The organism is Alcanivorax limicola (assembly GCF_019931215.1).
Taxonomy (GTDB): domain Bacteria; phylum Pseudomonadota; class Gammaproteobacteria; order Pseudomonadales; family Alcanivoracaceae; genus Isoalcanivorax; species Isoalcanivorax limicola.
On sequence record NZ_JAIOUB010000001.1, the window covers coordinates 181,466 to 207,071 of the forward strand.

24 protein-coding genes are annotated in these 25,606 nt (G+C 60.2%); 19 read left to right on the forward strand and 5 right to left on the reverse strand.

Annotated elements, in window-relative coordinates; all coding sequences use genetic code 11:
- Nucleotides 1-3: 3 nt before the first annotated feature.
- From sdhA to sucD, 7 genes are all read left to right on the forward strand, one after another.
- Nucleotides 4-1,779, forward strand: a complete 1,776-nt coding sequence (gene sdhA / locus K8B33_RS00830; protein ID WP_223422223.1) for a succinate dehydrogenase flavoprotein subunit — start codon at nucleotides 4-6, stop codon at nucleotides 1,777-1,779.
- 15 nt (nucleotides 1,780-1,794) lie between these two features.
- On the forward strand, nucleotides 1,795-2,511 hold the full coding sequence (locus K8B33_RS00835) for a succinate dehydrogenase iron-sulfur subunit (RefSeq protein ID WP_223422225.1): 717 nt from the start codon (nucleotides 1,795-1,797) through the stop codon (nucleotides 2,509-2,511).
- Between the two features lie 327 nt (nucleotides 2,512-2,838).
- The gene (locus K8B33_RS00840; RefSeq protein WP_223422227.1) at nucleotides 2,839-5,676 is read left to right on the forward strand and encodes a 2-oxoglutarate dehydrogenase E1 component; all 2,838 of its coding nucleotides are present in this window, start codon (nucleotides 2,839-2,841) and stop codon (nucleotides 5,674-5,676) included.
- A 33-nt stretch (nucleotides 5,677-5,709) separates the two neighbouring features.
- Nucleotides 5,710-6,972, forward strand: a complete 1,263-nt coding sequence (gene odhB / locus K8B33_RS00845; RefSeq protein ID WP_223422230.1) for a 2-oxoglutarate dehydrogenase complex dihydrolipoyllysine-residue succinyltransferase — start codon at nucleotides 5,710-5,712, stop codon at nucleotides 6,970-6,972.
- Between the two features lie 29 nt (nucleotides 6,973-7,001).
- A complete protein-coding gene (gene lpdA, locus K8B33_RS00850; RefSeq protein WP_223422232.1) occupies nucleotides 7,002-8,444 on the forward strand; it encodes a dihydrolipoyl dehydrogenase in 1,443 nt (480 codons plus the stop codon).
- A gap of 77 nt (nucleotides 8,445-8,521) precedes the next feature.
- On the forward strand, nucleotides 8,522-9,691 hold the full coding sequence (gene sucC / locus K8B33_RS00855; protein WP_223422234.1) for an ADP-forming succinate--CoA ligase subunit beta: 1,170 nt from the start codon (nucleotides 8,522-8,524) through the stop codon (nucleotides 9,689-9,691).
- Nucleotides 9,688-10,563, forward strand: coding sequence for a succinate--CoA ligase subunit alpha (sucD, locus tag K8B33_RS00860; protein ID WP_223422237.1), 876 nt, complete (start codon nucleotides 9,688-9,690; stop codon nucleotides 10,561-10,563). The genes sucC and sucD overlap by 4 nt, the downstream gene beginning before the upstream one ends.
- Nucleotides 10,564-10,636: 73 nt before the next feature.
- Here sucD and K8B33_RS00865 read toward each other — a convergent pair whose 3' ends face one another.
- Nucleotides 10,637-10,876, reverse strand: a complete 240-nt coding sequence (locus tag K8B33_RS00865; RefSeq protein ID WP_223422239.1) for a PA3496 family putative envelope integrity protein — start codon at nucleotides 10,874-10,876, stop codon at nucleotides 10,637-10,639.
- A 227-nt stretch (nucleotides 10,877-11,103) separates the two neighbouring features.
- On the reverse strand, nucleotides 11,104-11,991 hold the full coding sequence (locus tag K8B33_RS00870; RefSeq protein WP_223422241.1) for a DMT family transporter: 888 nt from the start codon (nucleotides 11,989-11,991) through the stop codon (nucleotides 11,104-11,106).
- A 114-nt stretch (nucleotides 11,992-12,105) separates the two neighbouring features.
- Between K8B33_RS00870 and K8B33_RS00875 the strand changes: the two genes are divergently transcribed.
- From K8B33_RS00875 to K8B33_RS00900, 6 genes are all read left to right on the forward strand, one after another.
- On the forward strand, nucleotides 12,106-13,809 hold the full coding sequence (locus tag K8B33_RS00875; protein WP_223422243.1) for an LSm family protein: 1,704 nt from the start codon (nucleotides 12,106-12,108) through the stop codon (nucleotides 13,807-13,809).
- Nucleotides 13,806-14,711 (forward strand): TIGR01777 family oxidoreductase, encoded by a 906-nt coding sequence (locus K8B33_RS00880; protein ID WP_223422245.1) that lies wholly within the window; start codon nucleotides 13,806-13,808, stop codon nucleotides 14,709-14,711. Before K8B33_RS00875 ends, K8B33_RS00880 begins: the two co-directional genes overlap by 4 nt.
- A 102-nt stretch (nucleotides 14,712-14,813) precedes the next feature.
- Nucleotides 14,814-15,842, forward strand: coding sequence for an NAD(P)H-dependent glycerol-3-phosphate dehydrogenase (locus K8B33_RS00885; protein ID WP_223422247.1), 1,029 nt, complete (start codon nucleotides 14,814-14,816; stop codon nucleotides 15,840-15,842).
- Nucleotides 15,842-16,327, forward strand: coding sequence for a phosphohistidine phosphatase SixA (gene sixA, locus K8B33_RS00890; protein WP_223422250.1), 486 nt, complete (start codon nucleotides 15,842-15,844; stop codon nucleotides 16,325-16,327). The genes K8B33_RS00885 and sixA overlap by 1 nt, the downstream gene beginning before the upstream one ends.
- Before the next feature lie 12 nt (nucleotides 16,328-16,339).
- A complete protein-coding gene (locus K8B33_RS00895) occupies nucleotides 16,340-16,777 on the forward strand; it encodes a hotdog fold thioesterase (protein ID WP_223422252.1) in 438 nt (145 codons plus the stop codon).
- 189 nt (nucleotides 16,778-16,966) lie between these two features.
- Nucleotides 16,967-18,205 carry an HD-GYP domain-containing protein gene (locus K8B33_RS00900; RefSeq protein ID WP_223422254.1) on the forward strand — a complete coding sequence of 413 codons (1,239 nt, stop codon included), beginning with the start codon at nucleotides 16,967-16,969 and terminating at the stop codon, nucleotides 18,203-18,205.
- Between the two features lie 14 nt (nucleotides 18,206-18,219).
- On the opposite strand, the gene K8B33_RS00905 is transcribed toward K8B33_RS00900, so the two are convergent.
- From K8B33_RS00905 to xthA, 3 genes are read right to left on the reverse strand one after another with little or no spacing between them, the layout of a single operon-like run.
- Nucleotides 18,220-18,582, reverse strand: coding sequence for a hypothetical protein (locus K8B33_RS00905; protein WP_223422257.1), 363 nt, complete (start codon nucleotides 18,580-18,582; stop codon nucleotides 18,220-18,222).
- Nucleotides 18,579-19,670: an ion transporter gene (locus K8B33_RS00910; RefSeq protein ID WP_223422259.1), complete on the reverse strand. Its 1,092-nt coding sequence runs from the start codon at nucleotides 19,668-19,670 to the stop codon at nucleotides 18,579-18,581. The genes K8B33_RS00905 and K8B33_RS00910 overlap by 4 nt, the downstream gene beginning before the upstream one ends.
- Nucleotides 19,671-19,672: 2 nt before the next feature.
- A complete protein-coding gene (gene xthA / locus K8B33_RS00915; RefSeq protein WP_223422261.1) occupies nucleotides 19,673-20,485 on the reverse strand; it encodes an exodeoxyribonuclease III in 813 nt (270 codons plus the stop codon).
- 164 nt (nucleotides 20,486-20,649) lie between these two features.
- Between xthA and K8B33_RS00920 the strand changes: the two genes are divergently transcribed.
- The 6 genes from K8B33_RS00920 to K8B33_RS00945 all read left to right on the forward strand — a co-directional run bounded on the left by K8B33_RS00920 (nucleotide 20,650) and on the right by K8B33_RS00945 (nucleotide 25,604).
- Nucleotides 20,650-21,519, forward strand: coding sequence for an alpha/beta fold hydrolase (locus K8B33_RS00920; protein WP_223422264.1), 870 nt, complete (start codon nucleotides 20,650-20,652; stop codon nucleotides 21,517-21,519).
- Nucleotides 21,494-22,360 (forward strand): alpha/beta fold hydrolase, encoded by an 867-nt coding sequence (locus K8B33_RS00925; RefSeq protein ID WP_223422266.1) that lies wholly within the window; start codon nucleotides 21,494-21,496, stop codon nucleotides 22,358-22,360. The genes K8B33_RS00920 and K8B33_RS00925 overlap by 26 nt, the downstream gene beginning before the upstream one ends.
- An 86-nt stretch (nucleotides 22,361-22,446) precedes the next feature.
- Complete coding sequence (locus K8B33_RS00930; RefSeq protein ID WP_223422268.1) at nucleotides 22,447-22,908, forward strand: MaoC family dehydratase; 462 nt, start codon at nucleotides 22,447-22,449, stop codon at nucleotides 22,906-22,908.
- Nucleotides 22,909-22,931: 23 nt separating this feature from the next.
- Entirely contained in the window at nucleotides 22,932-23,876 is a 945-nt protein-coding gene (locus K8B33_RS00935; protein WP_223422270.1) for a hypothetical protein, read from the forward strand.
- Between the two features lie 61 nt (nucleotides 23,877-23,937).
- Nucleotides 23,938-25,080 (forward strand): GGDEF domain-containing response regulator, encoded by a 1,143-nt coding sequence (locus K8B33_RS00940; protein WP_223422273.1) that lies wholly within the window; start codon nucleotides 23,938-23,940, stop codon nucleotides 25,078-25,080.
- The gene (locus K8B33_RS00945; protein WP_223422275.1) at nucleotides 25,080-25,604 is read left to right on the forward strand and encodes a DUF2505 domain-containing protein; all 525 of its coding nucleotides are present in this window, start codon (nucleotides 25,080-25,082) and stop codon (nucleotides 25,602-25,604) included. The genes K8B33_RS00940 and K8B33_RS00945 overlap by 1 nt, the downstream gene beginning before the upstream one ends.
- The last annotated feature ends 2 nt before the right edge of the window (nucleotides 25,605-25,606 follow it).

The window sequence follows — 25,606 nt, forward strand, 5'->3', positions numbered from 1 at the left end:
GTCATGTCGATCAGAACCGTAACGTTTGATGCAGTAATCGTGGGCGGCGGCGGCGCGGGTATGCGCGCCTCGCTGCAGCTGGCACAGTCCGGCTTCAAGACCGCACTGATTTCCAAGGTGTTTCCGACCCGGTCACACACCGTGTCCGCACAGGGCGGTATCACTTGCGCCATTGCCAGCTCGGACCCGAATGACGACTGGCGCTGGCATATGTATGACACCGTCAAGGGCTCTGACTATATCGGTGACCAGGACGCGGTGGAGTATATGTGCTCCGTGGGCCCGGAAGCCGTGTTCGAGCTTGAGCACATGGGCTTGCCGTTCTCCCGTACCGAAGAAGGGCGCATCTATCAGCGTCCGTTCGGCGGGCAGTCGAAGAATTATGGTGAGGGCGGCCAGGCCGCGCGCACCTGTGCAGCGGCGGACCGTACCGGTCACGCGCTGCTGCATACGCTGTATCAGCAGAACGTCAAGCACAACACGCAGTTCTACAGCGAGTGGCTGGCGGTGGAGCTGGTGAAGAATGCCCAGGGCCAGGTGTGCGGCGTGATTGCGCTGTGTATCGAAACCGGCGAAGTGGTGTTCTTCAAGTCCAAGGCGACCGTATTCGCCACGGGTGGGGCGGGGCGGATCTATGCGTCCACCACCAATGCGCTGATCAATACCGGTGACGGCATGGGCATGGCGCTGCGGGCCGGTGTGCCGGCGCAGGACATCGAAATGTGGCAGTTCCACCCCACCGGCATTTATGGTGCGGGTACCCTGGTAACCGAGGGGTGCCGCGGTGAAGGCGGCTATCTGATCAACAAGGACGGCGAGCGCTTCATGGAGCGTTATGCGCCCAATGCCAAGGATCTTGCCGGCCGCGACGTCGTGGCTCGCTCCATGATGATGGAGATCCTTGACGGTCGCGGCTGTGGTCCCAACGGTGACCATGTGTTGCTGAAGCTGGACCATCTGGGCGAGGAAGTGCTGCACAGCCGCCTGCCGGGCATCTGTGAACTGTCCAAGACCTTTGCCCACGTTGATCCGGTCAAGGCGCCGGTGCCCGTGGTACCGACCTGTCACTACATGATGGGCGGCATTCCGGCCAACATTCACGGCCAGGCACTGCGTCTCAGTGCGGGCCATGACGGTGACGACCAGATCATTGACGGCTTGTTCGCTGTTGGCGAGGTAGCTTGCGTATCGGTACACGGTGCCAACCGCCTCGGCGGCAACTCGCTGCTGGATCTCGTGGTCTTCGGTCGCGCGGCCGGCCTGCACATCGAAGATGCGCTGCGCCAGGGTATGACCCAGGCCGAGCCGTCCACGGACGATATCGACCAGGCGATGGCGCGCATGCGCCGCTGGAACGAGTCGGACAAGGGCGACTCCGTGACCGATCTGCGCAAAGAGCTGCAGCAAACCATGCAGAACCACTTCGGTGTGTTCCGCAAAGGGGACCTGATGGCCGAGGGCGTGAAGAAGCTGGCGGATCTGCGCGAGCGTATTGCCGGTGCACACCTGACCGACAAGAGCAACGCCTTCAACACCGCGCGCATCGAAGCGCTGGAGCTGGATAACCTGCTGGAAGTGGCCGAGGCTACGGCGATTGCCGCAGAAGGTCGCACCGAGAGCCGTGGCGCTCACTCGCGCTACGACTTCCCGGATCGGGATGATGAGAACTGGCTGTGCCACTCCATCTATGACCCGCTGACCAAGCAGCTCGGCAAACGGGCGGTGAACTTTGCGCCGAAGACTGTCGATACCTTCCAGCCGAAGGTTCGGACTTACTAACGGAGACTCGGGATCATGAAAGTCAGTATCTATCGATACAATCCGGAAACCGACCGCGAGCCCTGGATGCAGGACTACGAAGTCGACACCGGGGGCAAGGACCTGATGGTGCTGGACGTTCTGGCCCTGATCAAGGACCGGGACTCCAGCCTGACCTACCGTCGTTCCTGCCGTGAAGGGGTCTGTGGCTCCGACGGCATGAACATCAACGGCAAGAATGGTCTGGCCTGCATCACGCCTCTCTCGGAAGTGGCGCCGGGCGTGCTGGAAGGCAAGAAGCCGCTGGTCGTGCGGCCGTTGCCCGGCCTGCCGGTGATTCGTGATCTGGCCGTAGACATGACCATGTTCTACAACCAGTACGAGAAGGTGAAGCCCTACCTGATCAACGAGACACCTGCGCCGGCCATCGAGCGACTGCAGACACCGGAGGACCGGGCCAAGATCGACGGCCTCTACGAGTGCATCCTGTGCGCCTGCTGCTCCACCAGCTGCCCGTCGTTCTGGTGGAACCCGGAGAAGTTCCTGGGTCCGGCAGCGCTGTTGCAGTCCTACCGTTTCCTGGCGGACAGCCGTGACCAGGCTACCACGGAGCGGCTCGGGCACCTGGACGACCCGTTCTCCCTGTTCCGCTGCCGGGGCATCATGAACTGTGTCAGCGTGTGTCCGAAAGGGCTGAATCCGACCAAGGCAATTGGCCACATCCGCTCCATGCTCCTCGAGCGCGCGGTGTAGTCGGGATAGCCCGGATAGCTGAGCAATACGAAAAAAGCGGCCGACAGGCCGCTTTTTTTGCTTCAGGGCAATTCAGCCCGCATCATCTATAGACCAAAGTCCATGGGAAACGGCCATTTTTTGCCTTTTGCGTCTAACAATAAGGCGTGAAACTCGCTACACTTGTTGCAGGTCGGGGCCACCCCCCACCAACACACATAATGTATCGGTAGAGTCGGCGCTCACAAAGCGCCGGTTCTGTAATTTACACGCGGGAAACGGGCGATCCCCCTGCGCAGTATCTGGCCTCAGGGGGCCTGTCCCTTCTTCCGAGAAGGAACGGACACGATGCAAGACAGTTTCATGCAGCGCCAGTGGGCATCCTCCCACATCGGGGGCAGCAATGCCGCCTATGTTGATGAACTGTACGAATCCTATCTGACTGATCCCAACGCTGTGCCGGAAGACTGGCGCGCCTATTTCGAAAAGCTCCCCAGCGTCGAAGGCAATGTGGAATCCGATCTTCCCCACGGCGCCGTACGCGAATACTTCCTCCTGCAAGCCAAGAACCGCTCCCGAGTGCAGAAATTCGGCGCCGGTGCTGTCAGCACCGAGCACGAACGACGCCAGGTGCGGGTGTTGCATCTGATTGCGGCCTACCGCAACCGGGGGCATCAGGTGGCGAGCCTGGACCCGCTGGGTCTGATGGAGCGCGAGGATGTTGCGGACCTGGAGCTGGCGCATCATGGCTTGAGTCAGGCAGATCTGGATACCGTATTTCAGACCGGCAACCTGTTTATTGGCAAACCCGAGGCGACGCTGCGAGAGATCGTCGACTGTTTGCGCGGTACTTACTGCTCCACCGTGGGCGCTGAGTACATGCACATCGTCAATACAGCGGAAAAACGCTGGTTGCAGCAGCGCCTGGAGAGCGTGCGCAGCCATCCCCAGTACGGGGATGAAGTGCGCCGCCATATCTTCGAGCGGCTTTCCGCCGCTGAGGGGCTGGAGAAGTATCTCGGCAGCCGCTATCCCGGCACCAAGCGTTTTGGCCTTGAAGGCGGCGAATCACTGATTCCGCTGGTGGACGAGGTGATACAGCGGGCTGGCAGCTACGGCGTCAAGGAAATCGTCATTGGCATGGCCCACCGCGGCCGTCTCAACGTGCTGGTCAACACCCTCGGCAAGAGCCCGGCTGATCTGTTCGGTGAATTCGAGGGCAAGACATTCAACGAGCACGGCTCCGGCGACGTCAAATATCACCAGGGCTTTTCCTCCAACGTCCAGACGTCTGGCGGGGAAGTGCACCTGGCGATGGCCTTCAACCCGTCCCACCTGGAAATCGTATCCCCGGTGGTGGAAGGTTCTGTTCGTGCACGCCAGGAGCGCCGCAGCGATGGCGACGGCGATCAGGTCGTGCCATTGCTGCTGCACGGCGATGCGGCTTTCGCTGGCCAGGGCGTGGTCATGGAGACATTCCAGATGTCCCAGACCCGTGGCTTCAAGACGGGCGGCACTGTTCACGTGATCATCAATAATCAGGTGGGTTTCACGACCAGCCGGCGCGAAGACGCGCGCTCCACGGAATACTGCACCGATGTTGCCAAGATGGTTCAGGCGCCGATTTTCCATGTCAACGGCGATGACCCCGAAGCGGTATTCTTTGTCACCCAGGTGGCCATGGATTACCGGATGCAGTTCAAGAAAGATGTCGTTATCGATCTGATCTGTTATCGCCGGCTCGGCCACAACGAAGCGGACGAACCTTCCGCGACGCAGCCGCTGATGTACAAGAAGATCAAGGCCGTGCCGACAACGCGCAGCATCTATGCTGAGCGGCTGATCAGTGCGGGCGTGATTTCCGAGGAAGAAAACGCCCGCATGGCGGAGGATTACCGCAACAACCTTGACCAGGGCAATCATGTGGTCAAGTCGCTGGTGCGTGAACCGAACAAGGCCCTGTTTGTCGACTGGTCGCCCTACATCGGCCACCAGGTGGTAGATGAGTGGGATACCGGCTTCAAGCTCAAGAAAATGCAGAGCCTGTCGACGCAGCTTGAAACACTGCCCGAGGGCTTTGTTCCCCAGCGGCAGGTCAAGAAGATATTGGAAGATCGCCGCAAGATGACGGCGGGTGCGTTGCCGATCAACTGGGGCTATGCCGAGACCCTGGCTTACGCCACGTTGATTGATCAGGGCTTCCCCGTGAGGCTGACCGGTCAGGATTGTGGTCGCGGGACCTTCTCTCACCGCCATGCGGTGCTGCACAATCAGAAAAACGGCGAGCCGTATGTGCCGTTGCAGCACCTGTACGACGAGCAGCCGGCATTTGAAATCTACGACTCGCTGCTGTCAGAAGAGGCCGTGCTGGCATTCGAATACGGCTATGCAACGACAGCGCCCAAGTCCCTGGTCATCTGGGAGGCCCAGTTCGGTGATTTCGCCAATGGCGCCCAGGTGGTGATTGATCAGTTCATTTCATCCGGTGAAGCGAAATGGGCCCGTGTCTGCGGCCTGACGTTGCTGTTGCCGCACGGTTATGAAGGGCAGGGGCCTGAACATTCTTCTGCACGTCTCGAACGTTTCCTTCAATTGTGTGCCGAGCACAATATGCAGGTCTGCATGCCGACGACGCCTGCGCAGATATTCCATCTGCTGCGGCGTCAGGCCATCCGCCCGCTGCGCAAGCCGCTGATCGTGATGAGCCCGAAAAGCCTGCTGCGCCACAAGCGCGCTATTTCGTCACTGGATGATCTGGCGGGCGGGCATTTTGAAACGGTGCTGGCCGAGGCGGAAGAGCTGAATGCAGACAAGGTGCAGCGCGCCATACTGTGTAGCGGCAAGGTGTACTACGACCTGCTGGAGAAGCGCGAGGCTGATGGTATTGATGATGTCGCCATCATTCGTGTGGAACAGCTTTACCCGTTCCCGGAAGAGCGCCTTTACGAAGTGCTCTCCGCGTACAAGAAGCTGAAAACAGTGGTCTGGTGCCAGGAAGAGCCCATGAATCAGGGTGCCTGGTATTGCAGTCAGCACCATATGCGTAACGTGACAACACGGCTCAGCCGCAAGCTCAATCTGCATTATGCAGGGCGGGATTCGGCGGCAGCGCCGGCGGCCGGCCTGATGTCCCAGCATGTTGCCCAGCAACAGAAGCTGGTGCAGGACGCGTTCGAGATTGAGTAATTTCCAGAATTGAATCGGAATCAAGGGCATAACATGTCAATTGAAATCAAAGCGCCACAATTTCCGGAATCGGTAGCCGACGGCACAGTGGCAACCTGGCACAAGAAAGAAGGTGATCAGGTCAAGCGTGACGAGCTGCTGGTTGATATTGAAACCGACAAGGTCGTGCTGGAAGTCGTTGCCAACTCGGACGGCGTCCTGGGCAAGATATTGAAAGGCGAAGGCGATACGGTGGAAAGCCAGGAGGTTCTGGGTTCCATTGAAGCGGGCGATGGCAAGGCTACGGAAGCGCCTGCGGCGAAAGATACCGCAGCAAAGGGTGAGGAAAAGCCCGCGGCGTCCGAGAGCAAGGCAAGCACTTCGGCTGCCGAGCCAGCTTCGAGCGGGGAAGACACCGCTGCCGGGCCCGCAGCGCGCAAAATGATGAGCGAGCATGGCATTGATGCGCGTTCCGTCGAGGGCTCCGGTAAAGGTGGTCGCATTACCCGGGAGGACGTCGAGAAGGCGTTGACCCAGCGGGAAGAAAAACGTGCCACTGATCCGGCGGCCAAGGCGCCTCAGCCGGCGGACGCCGAATTACCCGGTGTGCCCGGCGAGCGCGAAGAGCGTCGTGTGCCGATGACGCGCCTGCGCAAGCGTATTGCCGAACGGCTGGTCGCAGCACAACAGAACGCGGCCATGTTGACGACCTTCAATGAAGTCAACATGAAGCCGATCATGGACATGCGCAAACACTACCAGGCTGATTTCGAGAAGACGCACGGGGTCCGTCTGGGCTTCATGGGTTTCTTCGTCCGTGCCTGTGTGGAGGCGCTCAAGCGTTTCCCGGCCGTTAATGCATCCATTGATGTGGACGACATTGTTTACCACGGCTACTACGACATCGGCGTAGCGGTGTCCTCCGAGCGGGGCCTGGTGGTGCCGGTAATGCGCGATGCAGACCAGAAAGGTCTTGCAGAAGTTGAAACCCAGATCATCGAGTACGGCAAGAAGGCGCGTGACGGCAAGCTGTCCATCGAAGAAATGACCGGTGGCACCTTTACCATTTCCAATGGCGGGGTGTTTGGCTCGTTGATTTCCACGCCGATTCTGAACCCGCCGCAGACGGCGATTCTGGGGATGCACAAGATCCAGGAGCGCCCCATGGCGGTGGATGGCAAGGTGGAAATCCTGCCCATGATGTATCTGGCTCTGTCTTATGATCACCGCCTGATCGACGGCAAGGAAGCAGTACAGTTCCTGGTCGCGGTGAAGAACTTCATTGAAGACCCGGCTCGCCTGCTGCTGGATATCTGATCGGACTGGCGGACCACGAAGGAAATGCTATGAGTGACAAGTTTGATGTAATCGTGATTGGCGGTGGCCCGGGTGGCTACGCCGCGGCAATCCGCTGTGCGCAGCTCGGTCTGAACACCGCCTGCATCGAGAAGCGGATCAACAAGCAGGGCAAGCCTGCGCTGGGCGGCACCTGCCTGAATGTGGGGTGTATCCCGTCCAAGGCGCTGCTGGACTCGTCCTGGAAATTCTACGAGGCGAAGAACAAATTGGCCGATCACGGCGTTGTCGTGAATACGCCCAAGATGGATATCGCCCAGATGCAGAAGCGCAAGGACGAGGTTGTGCTGCAGCTTACCGGCGGCATCGGTGCGTTGTTCCAGGCCAACAAGGTGACCTGGCTGCAGGGCAGCGGCAAGTTGCTGAGCGGCAAGCAGGTCGAGTTTACGCCGAACGAGAAAGGCGATGCGCAGACGTTGCAGGCAGAACATGTGATTCTGGCGGCGGGTTCTGTGCCCATCGAAATATCGGTAGCGCCATTGAAAGACGATCTGGTGGTGGACTCCACCGGGGCACTCGAATTTACCAGCGTACCCAAACGCCTCGGCGTTATCGGCGCAGGTGTGATCGGGCTCGAGCTGGGCAGTGTCTGGGCGCGTCTCGGTGCTGAAGTCGTTGTGCTTGAAGCGGTCGACACCTTCCTGCCGGTGGTGGATACCCAGATCAGCAAGGAAACATTGAAGGTCCTGAAAAAGCAGGGCCTGGATATCCGCCTGGGTGCGCGTGTGACCGGTTCTGACGTGAAGGGCAAAAAAGTCACGGTCAGCTACGAGGACGGCAGCGGTGAGCAAAGTGAGGTATTTGATCGCCTTATCGTTGCAGTAGGGCGCCGCCCCATGACCGGCGAGCTGTTGTCGCAGGACGCTGGCGTATCACTGGATGAGCGCAATTTCATCTACGTGGACAGCCAGTGCCGTACTGATGCGCCGGGCGTCTACGCCATCGGCGATCTGGTGCGCGGGCCGGCTCTGGCGCATAAAGCACTGGAAGAGGGCGTCATGGTGGCAGAGGTGATTGCCGGGGAGCATACCCAGGTCAATTACGACACCATTGCCTCCGTGATTTACACCCACCCGGAAGTTGCCTGGGTGGGCAAGACCGAAGACGAAGTCAAAGCTTCCGGTGAAGCTTACAAGACCGGTGTTGTGCCTTTCGCCGCCAATGGCCGGGCACTCGCTGCGGGCGATGCCGAGGGCATGGTCAAGTTCGTCGTCGATGAAAAGACCGACCGCATTCTCGGGATGCACGTGGTTGGTCCCCAGGCATCCGAGCTGGTACAGCAGGGTGTCATTGCCATGGAGTTTGGCTCAACCATCGAAGATCTTCAGTTGATGGTGTTCAGTCACCCGGCGTTGTCAGAAACCGTTCACGAGGCGGCGCTGGCAACGGATTACCGGGCGATTCATGTGGCACAACGTCGCCGCAAGAAGTAAACGGGTTGTCGGGCCGCGTTACCCAAAAGGAGCGCGGCCTGATTGTTTAGAGTACGTCTATATAATGGAAATCTGACATGAACCTGCATGAATATCAGGGCAAGCAGCTTTTTGCCGAATACGGCTTGCCGGTCTCTACGGGCTTTGCCTGTGACACACCTGAGGAAGTCGCGGCAAAAGCGAAGGAAATCGGCGGCACACGCTGGGTGGTCAAAGCCCAGGTGCACGCGGGTGGTCGTGGCAAGGCCGGTGGCGTGAAGCTGGTCGAATCCCCGGAAGACGCGGCCGACTTCGCCCGAAAGTGGCTGGGCCAGCGACTGGTGACCTTCCAGACCGATGAACGCGGTCAGCCGGTCTCCAAGATTCTGGTAGAAACATGCACGGATATTGCCGATGAGCTGTATCTGGGCGCAGTGGTTGATCGTGCGACCCGCCGCGTTGTGTTCATGGCCTCCACCGAGGGTGGTGTAGAAATCGAGAAAGTGGCCGAAGAAACACCGGAGAAAATTCTCAAGGCGGTTATCGACCCGCTGGTCGGTGCGCAGCCCTACCAGGGCCGCGAGCTCGCTTTCCAGCTCGGTCTCAAAGGGGATCTGGTCAAACAGTTCGTGAAGATCTTCATGGGGCTGGCCAAGCTGTTCGAAGAGAAAGACCTCGCACTGCTGGAAATCAACCCGCTGGTCATCACCGAGCAGGGAAATCTGCACTGCCTGGATGCCAAATTGGGTATCGACGGTAGCGCGCTGTATCGCCATCCGGAATTGAAAGCGCTGGAAGATCCCAGCCAGGAGGATCCGCGTGAGCGTCGTGCAGCCCAGTGGGATCTGAATTACGTGGCGCTTGAGGGCAATATCGGTTGCATGGTGAATGGCGCGGGTCTGGCCATGGGCACCATGGATATCGTCAAGCTCAAGGGCGGCGCACCGGCCAACTTCCTGGATGTCGGCGGCGGTGCCACCAAAGAGCGCGTGACCGAGGCCTTCAAGATCATCCTGTCTGATGACCAGGTCAAGGGCGTGCTGGTCAATATTTTCGGCGGCATCGTGCGCTGCGACCTGATCGCTGACGGTATTCTCGGTGCGGTGCAGGAAGTGGGTGTGCAGGTGCCCGTCGTGGTGCGTCTGGAAGGCAACAATGCCGAACTGGGCGCCAAGAAGCTGGCCGAGAGTGGCCTCAACATTATTGCGGCCAAGAGTTTTGATGATGCCGCTGAACAGATCGTGAAAGCCGTCGGGGGTGCAGCGTGAGCGTACTGATTGATAAAGATACCAAAGTCATCTGTCAGGGCTTCACCGGTGCGCAGGGCACCTTCCACTCTGAGCAGGCGATTGCCTACGGCACAAAGATGGTAGGCGGTGTGACGCCGGGCAAGGGGGGGCAAACCCACCTTGGCCTGCCAGTATTCGATACCGTACGCGAAGCGATCGAGAAGACCGGCGCCACGGCGTCAGTGATCTACGTCCCTGCCGCGTTCTGCAAGGACTCGATCATCGAAGCGGCGGATGCCGGTATCGAGCTGATCGTGTGTATCACCGAAGGCATTCCCACGCTGGATATGCTGTACGTGAAAGAGTACATCAGCCGCAAGGAAGGCGTGCGTCTGATCGGCCCCAACTGTCCGGGAATCATCACGCCGGGTGCGTGCAAGATCGGCATCATGCCGGGGCATATTCATCAGCCTGGCAAGGTCGGTATCGTGTCACGTTCCGGGACTTTGACCTATGAAGCCGTGAACCAGACCACGACGCTGGGCTTCGGGCAGTCCACCTGTATCGGCATTGGTGGCGATCCGATTCCGGGCACCACCTTCATCGACGCACTGGAGCTGTTCCAGAATGATCCGCAGACCGAGGCCATCATCATGGTGGGTGAGATCGGCGGGACAGCGGAAGATGAGGCCGCGCTTTATATCAAAGCCAATGTGACCAAGCCTGTAGTGTCCTACATCGCTGGCGTGACCGCGCCTGCGGGCAAGCGCATGGGGCATGCCGGTGCAATCATTGCCGGTGGCAAAGGTACGGCAGACGAAAAGTTTGCGGTGCTGGAGGAAGCAGGGGTCAAAACGGTGCGCAATCCGGCACAGATAGGCCAGGCATTGAAGGAACTGACCGGCTGGTAAAGTAGCCGGATGTTCTGTCAAAAAAGCCGGCGAAAGCCGGCTTTTTTGCAGGTGTGGCCGGGACGGGCAACTCTCAATGCAGTGTGTCGTCGTCCTCCAGGTCAAAGGCTTCGTAGCCATTCAACTCCCGTGCGAGCCGGCGCTGTTCCAGGCGATCCTCGATCCGGTGCCGCATGTCCAGGTTGAAGCCTCTGGAGCGGGGAGTGGGTTCGTCCTGTTCCTCTTCGGCTTCTTCGTCGAGAAAATCGATGTCCTCATTCATCAGCATCTCTTCCGTATCGTCATAGTCTTGCTCAGCGCGATGATCGGTCATGGCAGGCCCTCCTGCGAATTCCACTCAACTTGACTGTTCAACTTCAGCATCAACTGCAACTTGCCAGTTACCTTGCCCCCCGTGGGGAGGAGCGGGAGGGCTGGCCGGGACCGCCGGTCGCCGTTTCCAGTCCACAGCGCCTGTATACCGCCGACTTTTGTCCTTGACAAGAAAAAAATAAGCAAAATGGCATACCGTCTGTCGGGCGATGGGTGGGGCGCCCGAGGTCAGTGGTCGGAACGGCGATCGCGGGTGAAGACAACGGCAAAAATGCCGCTTGCGATGACGATGGCCATGCCCGTAAAGGCCAGGCTATCCGGGAGCTCGCGCCAGTACCACCAGTCCAGCAGGCCCGCCACCGGCACCGCGGCATAGCTTAGCGGCGCGATCAGGCTGGTGGGGGCATGGCTGTAGGCGCGGGTGTAGAGCACCATGGTCAGAAAGATCGACAAGCCGACATAGAGCATGCCGCTGGCCGCCAGCAGGGACACCGGCTGAAGGTTGAGTAGCGCCATCGGCGTACTGGCGGCAAAGGAAATTGCGAAATAATAGAACAGGATACGGTTTGCGGGCTCGCTGGTGGAAAGGGCGCGGGTCGTGGCCATGGAGATGGCGAGCGCCAATCCCGCAGTCATGCCCAGGAGGTGGCCGAGCTGAATACCCTGACTGGCGGGGCGCAGAATCATCAGTATCCCCGCGAATCCGCCAGCCAGGGCGACCCACCGCGCCAGCGGGATCTGCTGCCTCAGGCCAATGAAAACGATCAACGGGACCCAGAGTGGCGCAGCGCTGCGTAGCAGGGTTGCGTCGACCAGCGGGATGTAAGGCAGTGCCAGGTAGTAGCAGGTAAACCCCAGCCAGCCTCCCAGCGAGCGCACGGTATGCAGCGCAGGGCGCTGTGTCGCCAGGGCGGCAGGCCCGTGTCGCAACAACCAGGGCAGCAGCAATAGCGTGCACAGACCGTACTGGACCCAGACGATCAGCCAGGGCGATACGCCTTCGCTGCTGATGTGCTTTACTGTGGCTGCTGCGGTGCTGGCGACCACGGTTGTTGCCAGTGCATAAAAGACACCAAGCGGAATGTGATGGCGGTCAAGGCTTGCAGGAAGCTTCATCTGGTCAGTGGCCGGCAGGCTTTGTAAAGTGTGGCGTAAATGAGACAACGGCATCAGCAGCGTCGCTGGCGTGCTTAATGATACAGCAAAAGGCCATGGGGAGATGGTGAGCGAATGACACAGGTGATGCTGATTATCGGGCTGACACTGGTCCTGTTGGGAACCTTCGGACTGATGCGCGATATTGCGGCCAAGGGCCGTAGTGCGCTGGTGTTCCTGCTGCCGCTGGCAGGTTTGCGCCATGTGCAGGAGAACTGGTCTGACATCTGGTGGGCTGCCTTGATGCGCGTGTTTGGCGTCGCGCTGATACTGCTGGGGCTGGGGTTGGCCGTGGCGCGGGACCCGCAACTGCTGCACGAGCCACAGCGTGTATTTGGCGCCACCGGCGGGGGGCAGGAGGGCGTGCTTGCGGGCAGCCAGCGTGCTGCGCTGAACGCCTTTGTCAGCTCAGAGGAGGCGATTCGTATTGCCATCCGCAATGATGCCAATCCGCGCCTGAGCGGCAGCGTTAACGGCCACACATTCCAGTATGACCGGGCTGAACTGATTAACGGTGTTTTCAGCGCGCAACAAGGCGAGGGCTTCATACCGGATCTGGAAGTGCGCATTCTGCTGCGCGAAAACCCCATGCCCATCACCCAGCGCCGCACGTTGCTGGTGCGCCCGGGAGATGAGATGCCCCCGGAGATACATCTTTCCTGGCGAGAGCAGGGCCGCGACCTGCCGGAAACACTGATCATCACCGAAGGCTATCGCATGGAGCTGCACCTTGCGCCGCTGGATCACAATCAGCTCACCGGGTTTCTGCAATTGATTCTGCCGGACACGCGGCGCAGCTTTCTGTCCGGCGATTTCACCGCACATACCAATCACCTGCGCTACCTGGGCAATCAGGTGGACCTGACCTTTGATCATCCCGACACGCTGAACTATCTGGTACGAGAGCACCTGCGGGGGCAGTTCCCCGAGGGAATGATCAGCCGTATCGAGGTTCTGGATACCCGCATGCAACGCCGCGAACAGACGGGCAGCAGCCGTGTGCGTGTCACGCTCCGTAACGGCCGGGTCGAGGAACGTCTGCTGCGTCTCGAGCGTTCCAGTGTCGGCTGGGCCATGCGCCCGGGGGCGACGGAGATCACCGTTGTTGAGGCGGGTGAGCGGGGGGATCTGCGATTGATCACGGCGGCACCGCAACGTAAAGCGAGTGATAGCGAGGCTGGCGCAGCGGTGCCACCACCACCGCCCATCACGCGTTCCTTCACTGATTTCGGGGAGTATACCGGCCAGCAGGTAGAGCTGTTGCGCGTTGATGGTTCCCGTCAGACCGGTATTGTGCGGTCGGTCAATTCTGACAGGCTGATGTTGGAGACGACGGTCGGTAGTGGTTCGCTGGCTTACACGGTGACGTCAGAAGAGTTGGTGATGTTGCAGTTATCCAGCGGGCAGCAGGTTTATGCTGAAGGCCACGCGCCGCCAGGGCCTGCGGCGACGCAGCAGTCCGTCACGTTGGCGCCGGAAAAAACGGCGCAGCAAGGCACCGCTGACGAGCGCGCGCTTGACGAGAGTGCGATGGATGAGCGCGCGACGGAGGCGGATCAGCCCGCCTCGACGGCCCTGTCTGATGAGCACCAGCAATACAAGAAGCTGATCGGGCGGCAGGTGCGTATCAGTGGGCACGACGGTCGGGTTCGCACCGGCGTGCTGCGCAACGTTGACGATCGACAGCTGACGCTGGAGGTGCCTGTGGGGGCTGGTGCACTGGAGTATTACTACCGGCCGGATGAGATCGCCAATCTTGAGCAGGTAACACATCAATGAATATTCTGATCACGGGTGGCAGTGGCTTTGTCGGGCAGCATCTGTGTCCGGTGCTGACGCGCCGAGGGCACGATGTCACGGTACTGACGCGGCAACCCGGCAAAGCCGCAACACGCTTGCCTGAGGCCGTCACGCTGGTCGCAGACCTTGCAGCGATAGCTGACGACGCGCATTTCGATGCGGTGATCAACCTTGCCGGAGAAGGTATCGCTGATCGCCGCTGGAGCGAGGCCCGCAAGCAGGTACTCCTGGATAGCCGCGTGGGTGTGACGCGGGCGCTGGGCGCCCTGTTTGACAGATTGATCCACAAGCCGCCGTTGCTGATAAACGGCTCGGCGGTGGGTTTTTATGGTGATGCCGGCAACGCGGAGCTGACGGAAAGCTCACCCGCAGCGCGGCGGGATTTTACCTATCTGTTATGTGACGCATGGGAGCAGGCAGCCCGGGATGTGGCCAAACAGCATGGCACTCGGCTGTGCGTATTACGGATTGGCGTCGTGCTGGGTCGAGAAGGGGGAATGCTGGGGCGTTTGCTACCGGTATACCGTCTCGGATTGGGGGCGCAGCTGGGCGATGGCAGCCAGTGGTTTTCCTGGATACACATTGATGATCTGGTGGCGCTCATATTGCGCTGTCTGGACACGCCCGCTGCCAGCGGTGTCTACAATGCGGTCGCACCGGAAGCAGTGCCTCACGGGCGTTTCCACACCGCACTGGCATCACGCTGTCGCCGGCCCGGCTTCATGCGGGTGCCGGCCTGGCCGTTGAAGCTGGGGCTGGGAGAAATGTCGGTGCTACTGCTCGGGGGGCAGAAAGTCGTACCGCGCCGTCTCATGGATCAGGGCTTCGTGTTCAGCTACCCGACCCTGGACGCTGCTCTGGGCGAGATACTGTCCGCCTGAACGCCAGGATGAGCCGCTGCATTGCGGCCCGACGCCGGGATGCTTATGATGCCGGGCAACCTTGCTGGCACAGTGCCAGCGCCAGGAGGCGAACAAATCACCATGACGGACAAAATGGAAGTCGCGGCGGTACTGGGCGGTGGCAGTTTCGGCACCGCCATCGCCACAATTCTCGCCCAACAGGGGCATGCGACGCGCCTGTGGGTACGAGACCCGGAAACCGCGGCGGCAATCAATCGTGACCGCGAGAACCCTCGATACTTCCCGGGTGCCGAGCTGCCTGAAGGCGTGCTGGCCAGTGAAGATCTGCACGAAGTCCTTGGCGGCGCCACGCTGGTGTTCATGGCGGTGCCGAGCAAGGCGTTCATGGACGTTCTGGCCCAGGCGAGAGACGATATTGCAGAAGGCACTATCGTTGTCAGCTGCACCAAGGGTATCAGTGCCGATGGCTTCCTGCTGATGAGTCAACTGCTCGAACGGGAGTGGCCGCATACCCGTGTCGGGGTGTTGAGTGGGCCCAATCTCGCCAGAGAAATTGTCGAGCGCAAGTTTACCGGAACCGTTATTGCCAGCCCCCACCCTGAGGTGTGTCGGCGTATCCAGGATGCGTTGTCCTGTGATTACTTCCGGGTCTATGACAGTGCGGACATGTTCGGTGTGGAACTTGGTGGCGCTCTGAAGAATATTTACGCCATCGCGACGGGCATGGCCGCAGCGCTGGGCGTTGGCGACAATACACGTGGGTTGCTGATCACGCGCAGTCTGGCAGAAATGAGCCGCTTTGCTGCGCACCTCGGGGGGAGCCCGATGACTTTTCTGGGGCTGGCCGGGGTCGGTGATCTGATCGTGACCTGCTCATCCAGCCTGTCGCGCAACTACCAGGTCGGATACCTGATAGGGCAGGGCAAGACCGTGGAGGAGGCCGTTGACGTGTTGGGACAGACCGCCGAAGGGGTCAATACCATCCGGCTGGTGGCAGAGCGAGCCCGGGAGCTGGATATTTACATGCCGCTGGCCTCGGGATTGTATGAAATCCTCTTCAACCAGCTGCCTCTGACGCAGGTCATCGATTCCCTGATGCGCGGTGAACACAATCACGATGTGGAGTTTGTCCGCGAGGCAGTATCCTGATGCGCCTGTATGTGGTGCGCCATGGTGAAGCCGAGCGGCAGGTGACGACTGATGAGGCCCGGGCACTGACACCTCGGGGGCGTGAAGGCGTTCGCCAGCTCTGGGAGACGTTGACCTCAGAGGGAGAGCGCCCGCTGCGGTTGTACACCAGCCCCTATGTGCGTGCGCGCCAGACTGCCGCTGAGATTGCTGATATCTGTGGCCTTGACGTGACCGACACCTGCGACTTGCTCGTTCCTGACGGTCATCCGCAACGGGTACTGGACTGGTTGCTGGGTCTGACCATGCAGCCTGCTGATCAGGATTCACCGCTGGTGCTGGTCAGCCATATGCCCCTGGTGGCGCATCTGGTGGGGCAGCTCTGCGAGGGCCCCTCGGCGCGCCTGCCCATGGGCGTGGGCGCCGTCGCGGCGCTGGATATGGAGGTGGCGGCCATGGCGGGCGCCAGACTGGCCTGGTTGCGTGCCCCGGGTGACCTTTTCTGACGTGGAGAATATATGGCCATCTGGACTCAGGCGCCCGATCTGGCGACCGCCAACCGCCTGCAGCAAGGCACAATTTGCGAGCACCTCGGCATCCGTATCACGGACATTGGCGATGACAGCCTGACTGGCACCATGCCGGTGGACACCCGTACGCACCAGCCGATGGGCATTCTCCATGGGGGTGCCTCGGTGGTGCTGGCCGAGTCACTCGGTAGCATGGCCGCCAATATGTGTGCGGCACCGGGGCACTACTGCGTTGGCCTGGATATCAACGCCAACCACCTGCGCAGCGTGCGCACGGGCCTGGTGACCGGTGTGGCGCGACCGTTGCATCTGGGGCGCAGCACCCAGGTGTGGGAGATACATATCCGGGAGGAGTCAGGCAAGCCGGTGTGCGTTGCGCGGTTGACCATGTCGGTGCTGGCTGGCGACCGTTCGTCGGCGATCTGATACCTCCAGCGCTGCAGACTGGACGCCTGTGATGTTTGTCACATACCATACTAGTACTATTCGGGTTGGCCCGTCTGATGCGAAAGGGTTAGTTTTCAGGTGAGCGCTTTCGCTGGTATCAAGGACTTGGCAGGGACTGAAACGTAGCGAGCGACGAGTGTGACAAGTAATCGGGGGGTATCCTGAACCATGGCTGTCAGGACTGAACGTGTTGAAACCAGCGATTTGCAGCTCGGCATGTATGTGTCAGAGCTTGATCGTGCCTGGATCGAGACACCCTTCCCGTTACAAGGCTTCCACATCAAGACTCAGGATGATGTCGAGCAGCTCCGGGTCTGGTGCCGGCATGTCTATATCGATCGCCAACTGAGCACCTGCAAGCTCGAACCGCAGGCCGCGGCATCAGCGCCAGCCCGTCCACGGGTCCGTGGCGGTATCGGCAAGTTCACCCCGGTAAAATACGAAGTCAGCCAGACACTCAAGCAAGAGGTGGTGTCTGCCACCCTGTATCACCGCGAGGTAACCCGCGCTGTGGTGCATCTGCTCAATGATCTGCGCGCGGAAAAGGGCCTCAACCTGCGTGTGGCACGCAAGGCGGCGGCGGTCATGGTGCACAGCATCCTGCGTAATCCGGACGCCATGGTGTGGCTGGCGCGTATCAAGGATTGTGATAGCTACGGTTATGCGCACAGTATCCGGGCTTCAATCCTGGCCACGGTGTTTGGCCGTCATATCGGACTGCCCCGGGACGTACTCGAAAACCTCGCCACTGGTGTGTTGCTGATGGATACCGGCAAGACCCGTCTGCCGCGCAGCATGCTGGTCAGCACGGAGCGATACGGACCGGAAGACCATGCCGCCATGCGCGAGCACGTGAATCATGGCATTGAGCTGCTGCAGCACTGTGGCGGCGTAAACGACCAGATGCTGGCGGTGGTGCAATACCATCATGAGCGCCATGATGGCAGCGGCTATCCCTTTGGTCTCAAGGGAGGGGAAATCCCCTTGCTGGCACGCATTGCCGGGATCGTCGACACCTATGACGCGATGACCAGCGACCGTCCCTGGGCACAGGCCCGGACAGCTACTGAGGCGGTGTCCGAATTGTATGAGCTGCGCGACAGCGGTTTTCAGAGCGCGCTGGTGGAGCAGTTTATTCAGGCGGTCGGTGTTTACCCGACCGGCACGGCGGTCGAGTTATCCAATGGTGACAAGGGTATTGTAGTGGCACAGAACGCGACACGGCGTTTGCGCCCCCAGGTCATGGTGATTCGCGATGCCAGTGGTAACACGCTGGAGCGGCCGCATATTGTGGACCTGATGAGCGTACAGCGGGACGCAGACGATTTGCCTCTGGCTGTGGCCGGATGTATTCGTGCCAGCAGCGAGAAACTGGATCTGGTCAATTTGCAGATCAACGCGGTCTGAAGGCCGGCTTCGTTTTATTGCTCCGCCTTCTCAAGTAGCAGCGGCTCCAGCGGTTTGCCATCACTGCCCTGGAGTGTCACGCTTACCGTCATGTTGCGCAGAGGCGCATGGCCGGGAATTTCACGTAAACGTCGCACATAATCCTTAACCCGCCCTGCGATCCAAGGGTGAACCGTGGCGTCTATCTGCACGGCGCCACAGCGCTTGCCGCGTTTGGCATACCATATCAGCAAGGCGGCACTGAACGCCTCATAGCAGGGCTTGAATGCGTCGAAATCATCCGCTGCGAAGGTAATCAGGAAAACACGCTTGCGCGTCAGCAATCCGGGCATTTTTTTATCGGTGAGTGTCAGCCCCGGCGGCAAGGTTTCTGTCATAACGGATTTCCTCTGCGGTTACCTTCGGCTTTGGCGGCTTTGGCGGTTTTGGCAGCTTTGCGTTCAGCCTCTGCGCGTTCTTCTTCCAGTTTCCAGTTCTGTACCGCCACCTGCCGCTTTATCTGGTCCAGCACGTCCATCAACGTATCGCGAACCAGACTGTTGAGCTGCTCGGCGTTGCCCGCGCTGTTCTCGATCAGGTCATTGAGAAGCTTGTCGACGGTGTCCCGGTAATCCGGGTGGCTGATATCGGCAATCAGTTGGTCTACCAGTGCGATACCGACCTCCCGAACCGCCTCACCGATCAAGGCGACAGCGCGTGGCCCGGCAACGGGTATGGCGGCCAGGCGAGCACCGCTGCGGGTGTTGCCCAGCGCCTCGTCGGTGAGGTGCGACAGGTACCGCCCCAGGGGTTCCCGATAATCGGCATGGGTTTCCTGAGCAGCGCTGATCAGTCGCCCGGCGGCGAAGTCCACCAGACTGGCCTGGCGTGGCAGCAGGACTTCATGCTGGATACGCTGCATCAACGGGTTGCCCTCGCTGATTTCCCGCTGCACGCCATCCAGTACATTGAGTACGACGCGGTCGGAGATTTCCTCCACCAGCACTTTGTAGTATTTCAGAAGTGTGGCGCCGATGTAGGTGTCGCGAAGGTCTATCACGCCCAGCCGCTGAAGACGCAGCAGCAGACTGATGATGCGCAGGGTACGGAGCCAGCGGAAACCGCCAACCGGAATGCAGCCCAGCAGATCGTACCAGTGAATAAACGGAAAGAAGAACCAGCGATGATAGGTTTGCCGGGCTGCCGCGATGATCCAGCGAACCAGGAATTCCGTCAGATAGACGGCGACAAACCACAGGTCATAGAAGAAGAAATCAGCGTGAATCGTGTCTGCGTACAGTGCTGTCAGATCGGGGGCGACCGCAGCCAGCGCATCCTGAACCCGAGACACGGCAAACAGCCAGTCAAAGATGATCAGGGAGAGGTTGATGACCACCAGGATGATCATCAACACGTCCACCAGCAGCCCGAGGCGGTCCCAGAGGTTGCTGGCGCGGAACTTGTCGGGGTGCAGATGCACGCTCATGCTCAGTCCCTGAAACGTGCCCAGACCGGACAATGGTCAGAAGGGCGTTCCATGGCGCGTATGCCGTAATCGATACCGGTATCTTCCAACCGGTCGATCAGTGGCGCTGTAGCCAGCACGGTATCAATGCGCAGGCCGCGTCGCGGTTCCCGCTCAAACCCTTTCGAGCGGTAGTCAAACCAGCTGAAGCGATCGTCGGCCTCGGGATAATTGACCCGGTAGGTGTCGGCGAGGCCCCAGTCCAGGAGTTCGTCGAACCATTCCCGCTCTTCTGGCAGAAAGCTGCATTTGCCATCACGCAACCAGCGTTTGCGATTGCTGTCGCCAATGCCGATGTCGGTGTCCCGGGAGGAAATGTTGAAGTCGCCCATGATGGCGACTTGCTCGTCCGGTTGGTGCTGATCCTGCAAGTAGCGTTGCAGATCTGCATAGAAGCGGGCTTTTGCAGGAAACTTGATCGGATGATCGCGGCTTTCGCCCTGGGGGAAATAGCCGTTCAGCACGGTCAGTGACTGGCCGTTGTACTGCATCCGGCCGATGATCATGCGCCGCTGGGCGGCAGGTTCATCAGAGGGAAAACCATACTGCACTGCCGCCAAAGGCTCCCGGCTGATCAGTGCGACACCGTAGTGGCCCTTTTGCCCGAAGAAATAGGGGTGATAACCCATTTCCCTGACCGCCTCGGCAGGAAACTCGTCATCCTGAACCTTGGTTTCCTGAAGTCCGATCAGATCCGGTTGGTGCTGGCTGATGACCGCTTCAAGTTGCGGCAGACGGGCGCGGATACTGTTGATATTGAATGAAACCAGTTTCATGCCTTCCTCCATTGCTGGTTGGCATTGTAGGGTGGCGCCGCGTCGGTCACCAGCTTTTGCCGGGCTTCCGCATCACTTCATCAACATGCCGTGGCTGGCGCCATCGTGCAAGGCATGGTTCCATACGCTTCGCACTTGCCGATCAGCACGCAATGAGGATCACCATGACAGATCGTCCAACCCTGGTGTTCGCCCACGCCAATGGCTTTCCCGGTGGCAGCTATACCACTTTCCTGGCCCCTTTCCGGGAGCATTTCCATGTCGAAGTGATGGATCGCATGGGGCATGACCCACTGTACCCTGTGGACGCCAACTGGGAGAGTCTGTCCCGTGAACTGGAAGCGAAACTGGCGCAGCTGCCTCGGCCTTTCGTCGGTATGGGGCATTCCATGGGCGGGGTGATGATGTGCATGGTGGCGAGCCGCCGGCCGGACTGGTTTCAGGCGTTGGTGATGCTGGACCCGCCCCTGATCAATGGCTGGCAGGGCCATCTGTTCAATCTTGCCCGGCTGATGGGCCTGGGTGACCGGATTACGCCCGCCGGGCGCAGCAAGGGGCGCAGGGCGCGCTGGGCGGATCGCGCCGAGGCGGAGGCCTACTTCCTGCGGCGGCCGTTCTTCCAGCGCCTTGATCCGCGCTGCCTCGCGGATTATCTGGCCGCCGGACTGGAGGTGGATGACGATGCGCCCGGTGAGGGGGATGCCGGCGCTCTGCGGTTACGTTATGCTCCGGAGGTGGAAGTGAACGTTTTTCGTACCACACCGGGAAACATCGGACGGCTGCCTCGGCTGCAAGTACCCGGTCTCATGGTGTCAGGCGCTGAATCGGAGCCCATGTTCCTCAGCAGTGCCCGCCGCCATGTGCAGCGCCATGGAATGGTTCATCGTCTGGCGCCAGGCGGGCATATGTTCCCGCTGGAAAATCCTGAAGCGGCATCAGACATCATTCTCACCGGGTTGCAAGGGTTGGGCGTCATGCCTGCCCGGGACACAAAGGGGCAAAATGACGATGTCGCGCAGCATACGCCGGCCTGAAGAGCGGCGCATAGAGGCTTGGGGCCTGACATTGCAGGGGCGCTACTGGCCGGGTGAGGGGACACCGATACTGGCCTTGCATGGCTGGCTGGACAATGCCAATTCCTTCCTGCCGTTGTCGGCACATATCCGCAATCCGCTGTTCGCACTTGACTCCGCAGGGCATGGCAAATCGGCGCACCGGCCATTTCACAGCGTCACGCACTACATCGACAATATACGTGATGTGATTGCCGTGGCGGACAGCCTGGGCTGGGAACGTTTTATTCTCATGGGGCACTCCATGGGCGCAGGTATTGCCAGCCTGCTGGCGGGTGCATTTCCGGAGAGGATAGTGGGCCTGATCCTGCTGGAAGGGCTTGGGCCACCCACGACACCGGGCAGTGATGCACCGACAACCCTGCGTAAAGCGATTCGCGCCATGCAGGATCTTTCCGCCAAGCGAAAGCCGCGCTATGCACGCGTCGACGAGGCGGTTGCAGCGCGCACGCTGGGCTTTGGCGGGCTGTCGGAAGACGCCGCCCGGTTGTTGTGTGAGCGCGGCCTGGAATCTGTCGCAGGGGGCTGGACCTGGCGTGCCGATCCGCGACTGCGGCTACCCTCGTCACTGCGACTTACCGAGGAACAGGTGCTCGGTTTTCTCGGCGCTATCACTGCACCGACACTGCTGATCGGGGCGGAGCAGGGGCTTGAGGGGGGAGGCGCCTTCGCCACGCGAGCAGCGCACGTGCCGCAACTGGAGGTGGTGCGGGTGCCCGGGCGCCATCATGTGCATATGGAAGCCGCTGCGGCCGTGGCTGAAATCATCAATCCCTTTATTGACCGGATTGTTCAGGCCTGAGTCCGTCCGTCATGGAGCACAGGGCCCGGCGCGTTATGATTCCCGTGCACACGAGCCTATCGGTGAGATCTCAAAGGGAGAGAAAAATGAAAGTTGTTGAGCCGAATCAACTGACAGAATATGTAGGTAAAGAGCTGGGTGAATCGGAGTGGTTTCTGATTGATCAGGCCCGTATCAATGCGTTTGCTGACGCAACGCTGGATCACCAGTTTATTCATGTGAACCCGGAACAGGCAAAAATGACGCCGTTCGGCAGCACCATCGCCCATGGCTATCTCACCGTGTCACTGCTGCCGTATCTGCAGACCAGCATTGACGGGTTGGTGGTCCCCAAAGGTCTGAAGATGGGCATGAACTACGGTTTTGACAAATTGCGCTTCATGGCGCCCGTCAAGGTCGACAAGCGGATTCGTGCCAGAGCGACCTTGATGGAAGCGACCGAGCGCAAGCCGGGCCAGTGGCTGTTCAAGCTGGAGTGCACTGTCGATATCGAGGGTGAGGACAAACCTGCGCTGGTCGCTGAATGGCTGGTGATGTACTTCGTATGATCTGACGGGAGCAGGGCAGCGACATGCTGAGCAAGACGATCAGATGGGGCCGGCGTGTGCTGGATAATCGTTCGGCGGTGCGCCGGGATGTGTCTCTGGCGCTGTCCCATGTCGGCCAGCTGCCCCGGCTGCTGTCACCCGGTCAGGATGAGCCCACAGCGCATTCGGAGCTGGATTCAGCCAGCTATGCCAGTCGCGGTGACTGGCTGAATGCGCTGGTGCAGATTCTGACCCCCGGACGCCGCGCCTCATGCAGCGCTGGCACACTGGTATTGCGGCCGCCAAGGACCGTACAGGAGCCGGTGGGCGAGCGCTGGTTCTTTATCAACGGTATGGCCTGTCCACCACCGGTAGCCATTCTCAATGGTCTGGAAATCGCCCGTACTTTCGGGCGCCCGGTACATCTGTTGCACATACCGACCGCGGGACTGGCGGCGGATGTGCTGGATGTCGCTGCGGCCCGCACGTTGCGCAAGGACGGCTATCTTTCTCGCACCGCGTTTTATGTGGTGGAGGAGGCATTGCGCCAGCATGACAAGGTGGTGCTGGTTTGCCATTGCCGTGGTGCCATCACCGCCAGCTATATTGTCCGCCAGCTGCTGCGCAGCGAGGCGACCCGGGCATTGGCGGCAAAGCTCGAGATCTACAGCATCGGGGGTATTGCAGACAGTCTTGAGACTGATGCAACGCTCAGCCGGGCGGCGGGTCGCCCGGTGCCCTATGTAGAACATTTTGCTAACGGCGGAGATTATTTTTCCCGGATTGGTATACTCTCGCACCTGGATAGCACCGCTGGTATTGTATTCTGTATTCCGGCACGTACCGGGCATTTGCTTAATCAGCATTATCTGGCTGGTATTGCCAGGGGGGATTACTGTCAGCGGAGTTCACGTTTGTATCGCTATGCGCGTGGGCGCGATCCGGGGACAGCGTACAGCGTGGAGCCAGCATGCCTGGACAATCCTTGACCAAGCGCCCGCATGGCCGTCGACGGTTCTGACACGGTTTTGACAAGAGGCAGGAGTTTCAATGTCGCAATTACCCGGCCGCTCGGCCGGCAAGCCGCGTCTGATCATCGTTGATGATTCACGCGTCATGCGCGCAGCCGTCAAGAAAATGCTTGGCGAGCGCTTTGACGTTGTGGCCGCCGAAGACGGTCAGAAAGGGTGGGACGCGATTCGCGCGGATCAGTCCATTCAGGTGGTATTTACCGATTTATCCATGCCCGAGATGGACGGTTACGAACTGCTGCAGCGTATACGGACCTGCGATGATCCCGGCGTCGCGGGTCTGCCGGTGATTATTGTCACTGGCGCTGAGAACGACGACGCTGCGCGGGAACGGGCACTGGAGCTGGGCGCTACCGACTTCATCAGCAAACCCTTCAATACGACAGATCTGACTGCCCGTGCGACGGCGCACGCCAATTATCAGCGCGCGCGCAAAACCCTGGAAGAGCGCACCACCATCGATACGCTCACCGGCCTGGGCAATGCGGCGTTCTATGCGGCGCGCCTGAAGCAGGATCTGGCTTTTGCCGCACGCCATCAGCACGCCCTCTCTGTGGTGCGGTTCGAGGTTGATCAGTTCAACAAGCTGTTTATCCGGGCAGGAAAAGAGGCGGCAGATCATGCGCTGGTTGAGGTCTCTCGCCTGGTTGCGCGGCTGATCCGCAAGGAAGATACCGCCGCGCGCATTGGCGTGGCGCAGTTTTCGGTCACACTGCCAACGGCCGACGGCGCGGGCGCCCGGGTGTTTGCTGAACGTTTGTGCCGGCAGGTGCGGGAAGCCGCTATCAGCCATGCTGGTCGGCGCTTGCCGGTGACGATATCCGTGGGCGTGCTTTCTCCCGGTACGCACCCGGGCCAGACCACGCGCTCCGTGCAGGAAGAGGCGGCTACCGTGTTACAGGCAGCAGTCTCTGCGGGCGGCAATCGTGTGGTGACAGACAGTGATCTGAGAAAAGCGGCGCGCGACAGGCTGCCTTCCTCGCCGGAGAAGCCGGAGAAGGGCGCCTATGCCTCCCCGTCCATCAGTGTCGAACAGGCGCTGGCCATGTTGAAGGCAGGGCGTGATAAAGATGTCGCTGCGCACGCGGCCGCATTGCGGGAGCAGCTGGCGCCATTGCTGGCGTTACTGGAGCAGGGCGTGGAGCAGGGAGGCCCGCATTGATGAGTGTGCAATTGGCCCGGACAAGGCGGTTTCCGGTATCGGCGTCAGCACTTTACAGCGTGCTGACTTGCCGGGCTTACTACGACGCGCGATTTGCCATGTCCGGGGTAACGGATTACGGCTACGAAGAAGAGCAGATGCCCGATGGCGCTTTGCTGATTCGTTTGACGCGCCAGATGGATGTGAAGTCCGGCAAGGTTCCTGCCTTTGCTCGCCGCTTTATCGGTCGCTCAGCGGCGTTGATCAGCGAGTTCGTCTGGCAGCCCGGTACGACACAGCCTTTTCGTGCGGGTTTCCGTTTTTCCATGGGCAGCGTGCCGGTAACGGTTGCTGGCAGTATGACATTGAGTGAGGATGGTGCGGGGCACGCGCAGCAGGATCTGGAGGCTGATATAACCAGTTCGGTCCCGCTGCTGGGCCGCAAACTGGCGCAGCTGGTAGCCGATCAGGTAGACAAGGGTCTGGCCTCCGATTCCCGCGCCACGCTGCGCTATCTGGAAGAGCAAGGCATGCTGACCCGATGATG

What these genes read in the sequence shown, in the direction of transcription:
- sdhA (WP_223422223.1), top strand. Translation starts at nt 4, where the DNA reads ATGTCGATCAGAACCGTAACGTTTGATGCAGTAATCGTGGGCGGCGGC.
- K8B33_RS00835 (WP_223422225.1), top strand. Translation starts at nt 1,795, where the DNA reads ATGAAAGTCAGTATCTATCGATACAATCCGGAAACCGACCGCGAGCCC.
- K8B33_RS00840 (WP_223422227.1), top strand. Translation starts at nt 2,839, where the DNA reads ATGCAAGACAGTTTCATGCAGCGCCAGTGGGCATCCTCCCACATCGGG.
- odhB (WP_223422230.1), top strand. Translation starts at nt 5,710, where the DNA reads ATGTCAATTGAAATCAAAGCGCCACAATTTCCGGAATCGGTAGCCGAC.
- lpdA (WP_223422232.1), top strand. Translation starts at nt 7,002, where the DNA reads ATGAGTGACAAGTTTGATGTAATCGTGATTGGCGGTGGCCCGGGTGGC.
- sucC (WP_223422234.1), top strand. Translation starts at nt 8,522, where the DNA reads ATGAACCTGCATGAATATCAGGGCAAGCAGCTTTTTGCCGAATACGGC.
- K8B33_RS00865 (WP_223422239.1), bottom strand. Translation starts at nt 10,876, where the DNA reads ATGACCGATCATCGCGCTGAGCAAGACTATGACGATACGGAAGAGATG.
- K8B33_RS00870 (WP_223422241.1), bottom strand. Translation starts at nt 11,991, where the DNA reads ATGAAGCTTCCTGCAAGCCTTGACCGCCATCACATTCCGCTTGGTGTC.
- K8B33_RS00875 (WP_223422243.1), top strand. Translation starts at nt 12,106, where the DNA reads ATGACACAGGTGATGCTGATTATCGGGCTGACACTGGTCCTGTTGGGA.
- K8B33_RS00880 (WP_223422245.1), top strand. Translation starts at nt 13,806, where the DNA reads ATGAATATTCTGATCACGGGTGGCAGTGGCTTTGTCGGGCAGCATCTG.
- K8B33_RS00885 (WP_223422247.1), top strand. Translation starts at nt 14,814, where the DNA reads ATGACGGACAAAATGGAAGTCGCGGCGGTACTGGGCGGTGGCAGTTTC.
- sixA (WP_223422250.1), top strand. Translation starts at nt 15,842, where the DNA reads ATGCGCCTGTATGTGGTGCGCCATGGTGAAGCCGAGCGGCAGGTGACG.
- K8B33_RS00895 (WP_223422252.1), top strand. Translation starts at nt 16,340, where the DNA reads ATGGCCATCTGGACTCAGGCGCCCGATCTGGCGACCGCCAACCGCCTG.
- K8B33_RS00900 (WP_223422254.1), top strand. Translation starts at nt 16,967, where the DNA reads ATGGCTGTCAGGACTGAACGTGTTGAAACCAGCGATTTGCAGCTCGGC.
- K8B33_RS00905 (WP_223422257.1), bottom strand. Translation starts at nt 18,582, where the DNA reads ATGACAGAAACCTTGCCGCCGGGGCTGACACTCACCGATAAAAAAATG.
- K8B33_RS00910 (WP_223422259.1), bottom strand. Translation starts at nt 19,670, where the DNA reads ATGAGCGTGCATCTGCACCCCGACAAGTTCCGCGCCAGCAACCTCTGG.
- xthA (WP_223422261.1), bottom strand. Translation starts at nt 20,485, where the DNA reads ATGAAACTGGTTTCATTCAATATCAACAGTATCCGCGCCCGTCTGCCG.
- K8B33_RS00920 (WP_223422264.1), top strand. Translation starts at nt 20,650, where the DNA reads ATGACAGATCGTCCAACCCTGGTGTTCGCCCACGCCAATGGCTTTCCC.
- K8B33_RS00925 (WP_223422266.1), top strand. Translation starts at nt 21,494, where the DNA reads ATGTCGCGCAGCATACGCCGGCCTGAAGAGCGGCGCATAGAGGCTTGG.
- K8B33_RS00930 (WP_223422268.1), top strand. Translation starts at nt 22,447, where the DNA reads ATGAAAGTTGTTGAGCCGAATCAACTGACAGAATATGTAGGTAAAGAG.
- K8B33_RS00935 (WP_223422270.1), top strand. Translation starts at nt 22,932, where the DNA reads ATGCTGAGCAAGACGATCAGATGGGGCCGGCGTGTGCTGGATAATCGT.
- K8B33_RS00940 (WP_223422273.1), top strand. Translation starts at nt 23,938, where the DNA reads ATGTCGCAATTACCCGGCCGCTCGGCCGGCAAGCCGCGTCTGATCATC.
- K8B33_RS00945 (WP_223422275.1), top strand. Translation starts at nt 25,080, where the DNA reads ATGAGTGTGCAATTGGCCCGGACAAGGCGGTTTCCGGTATCGGCGTCA.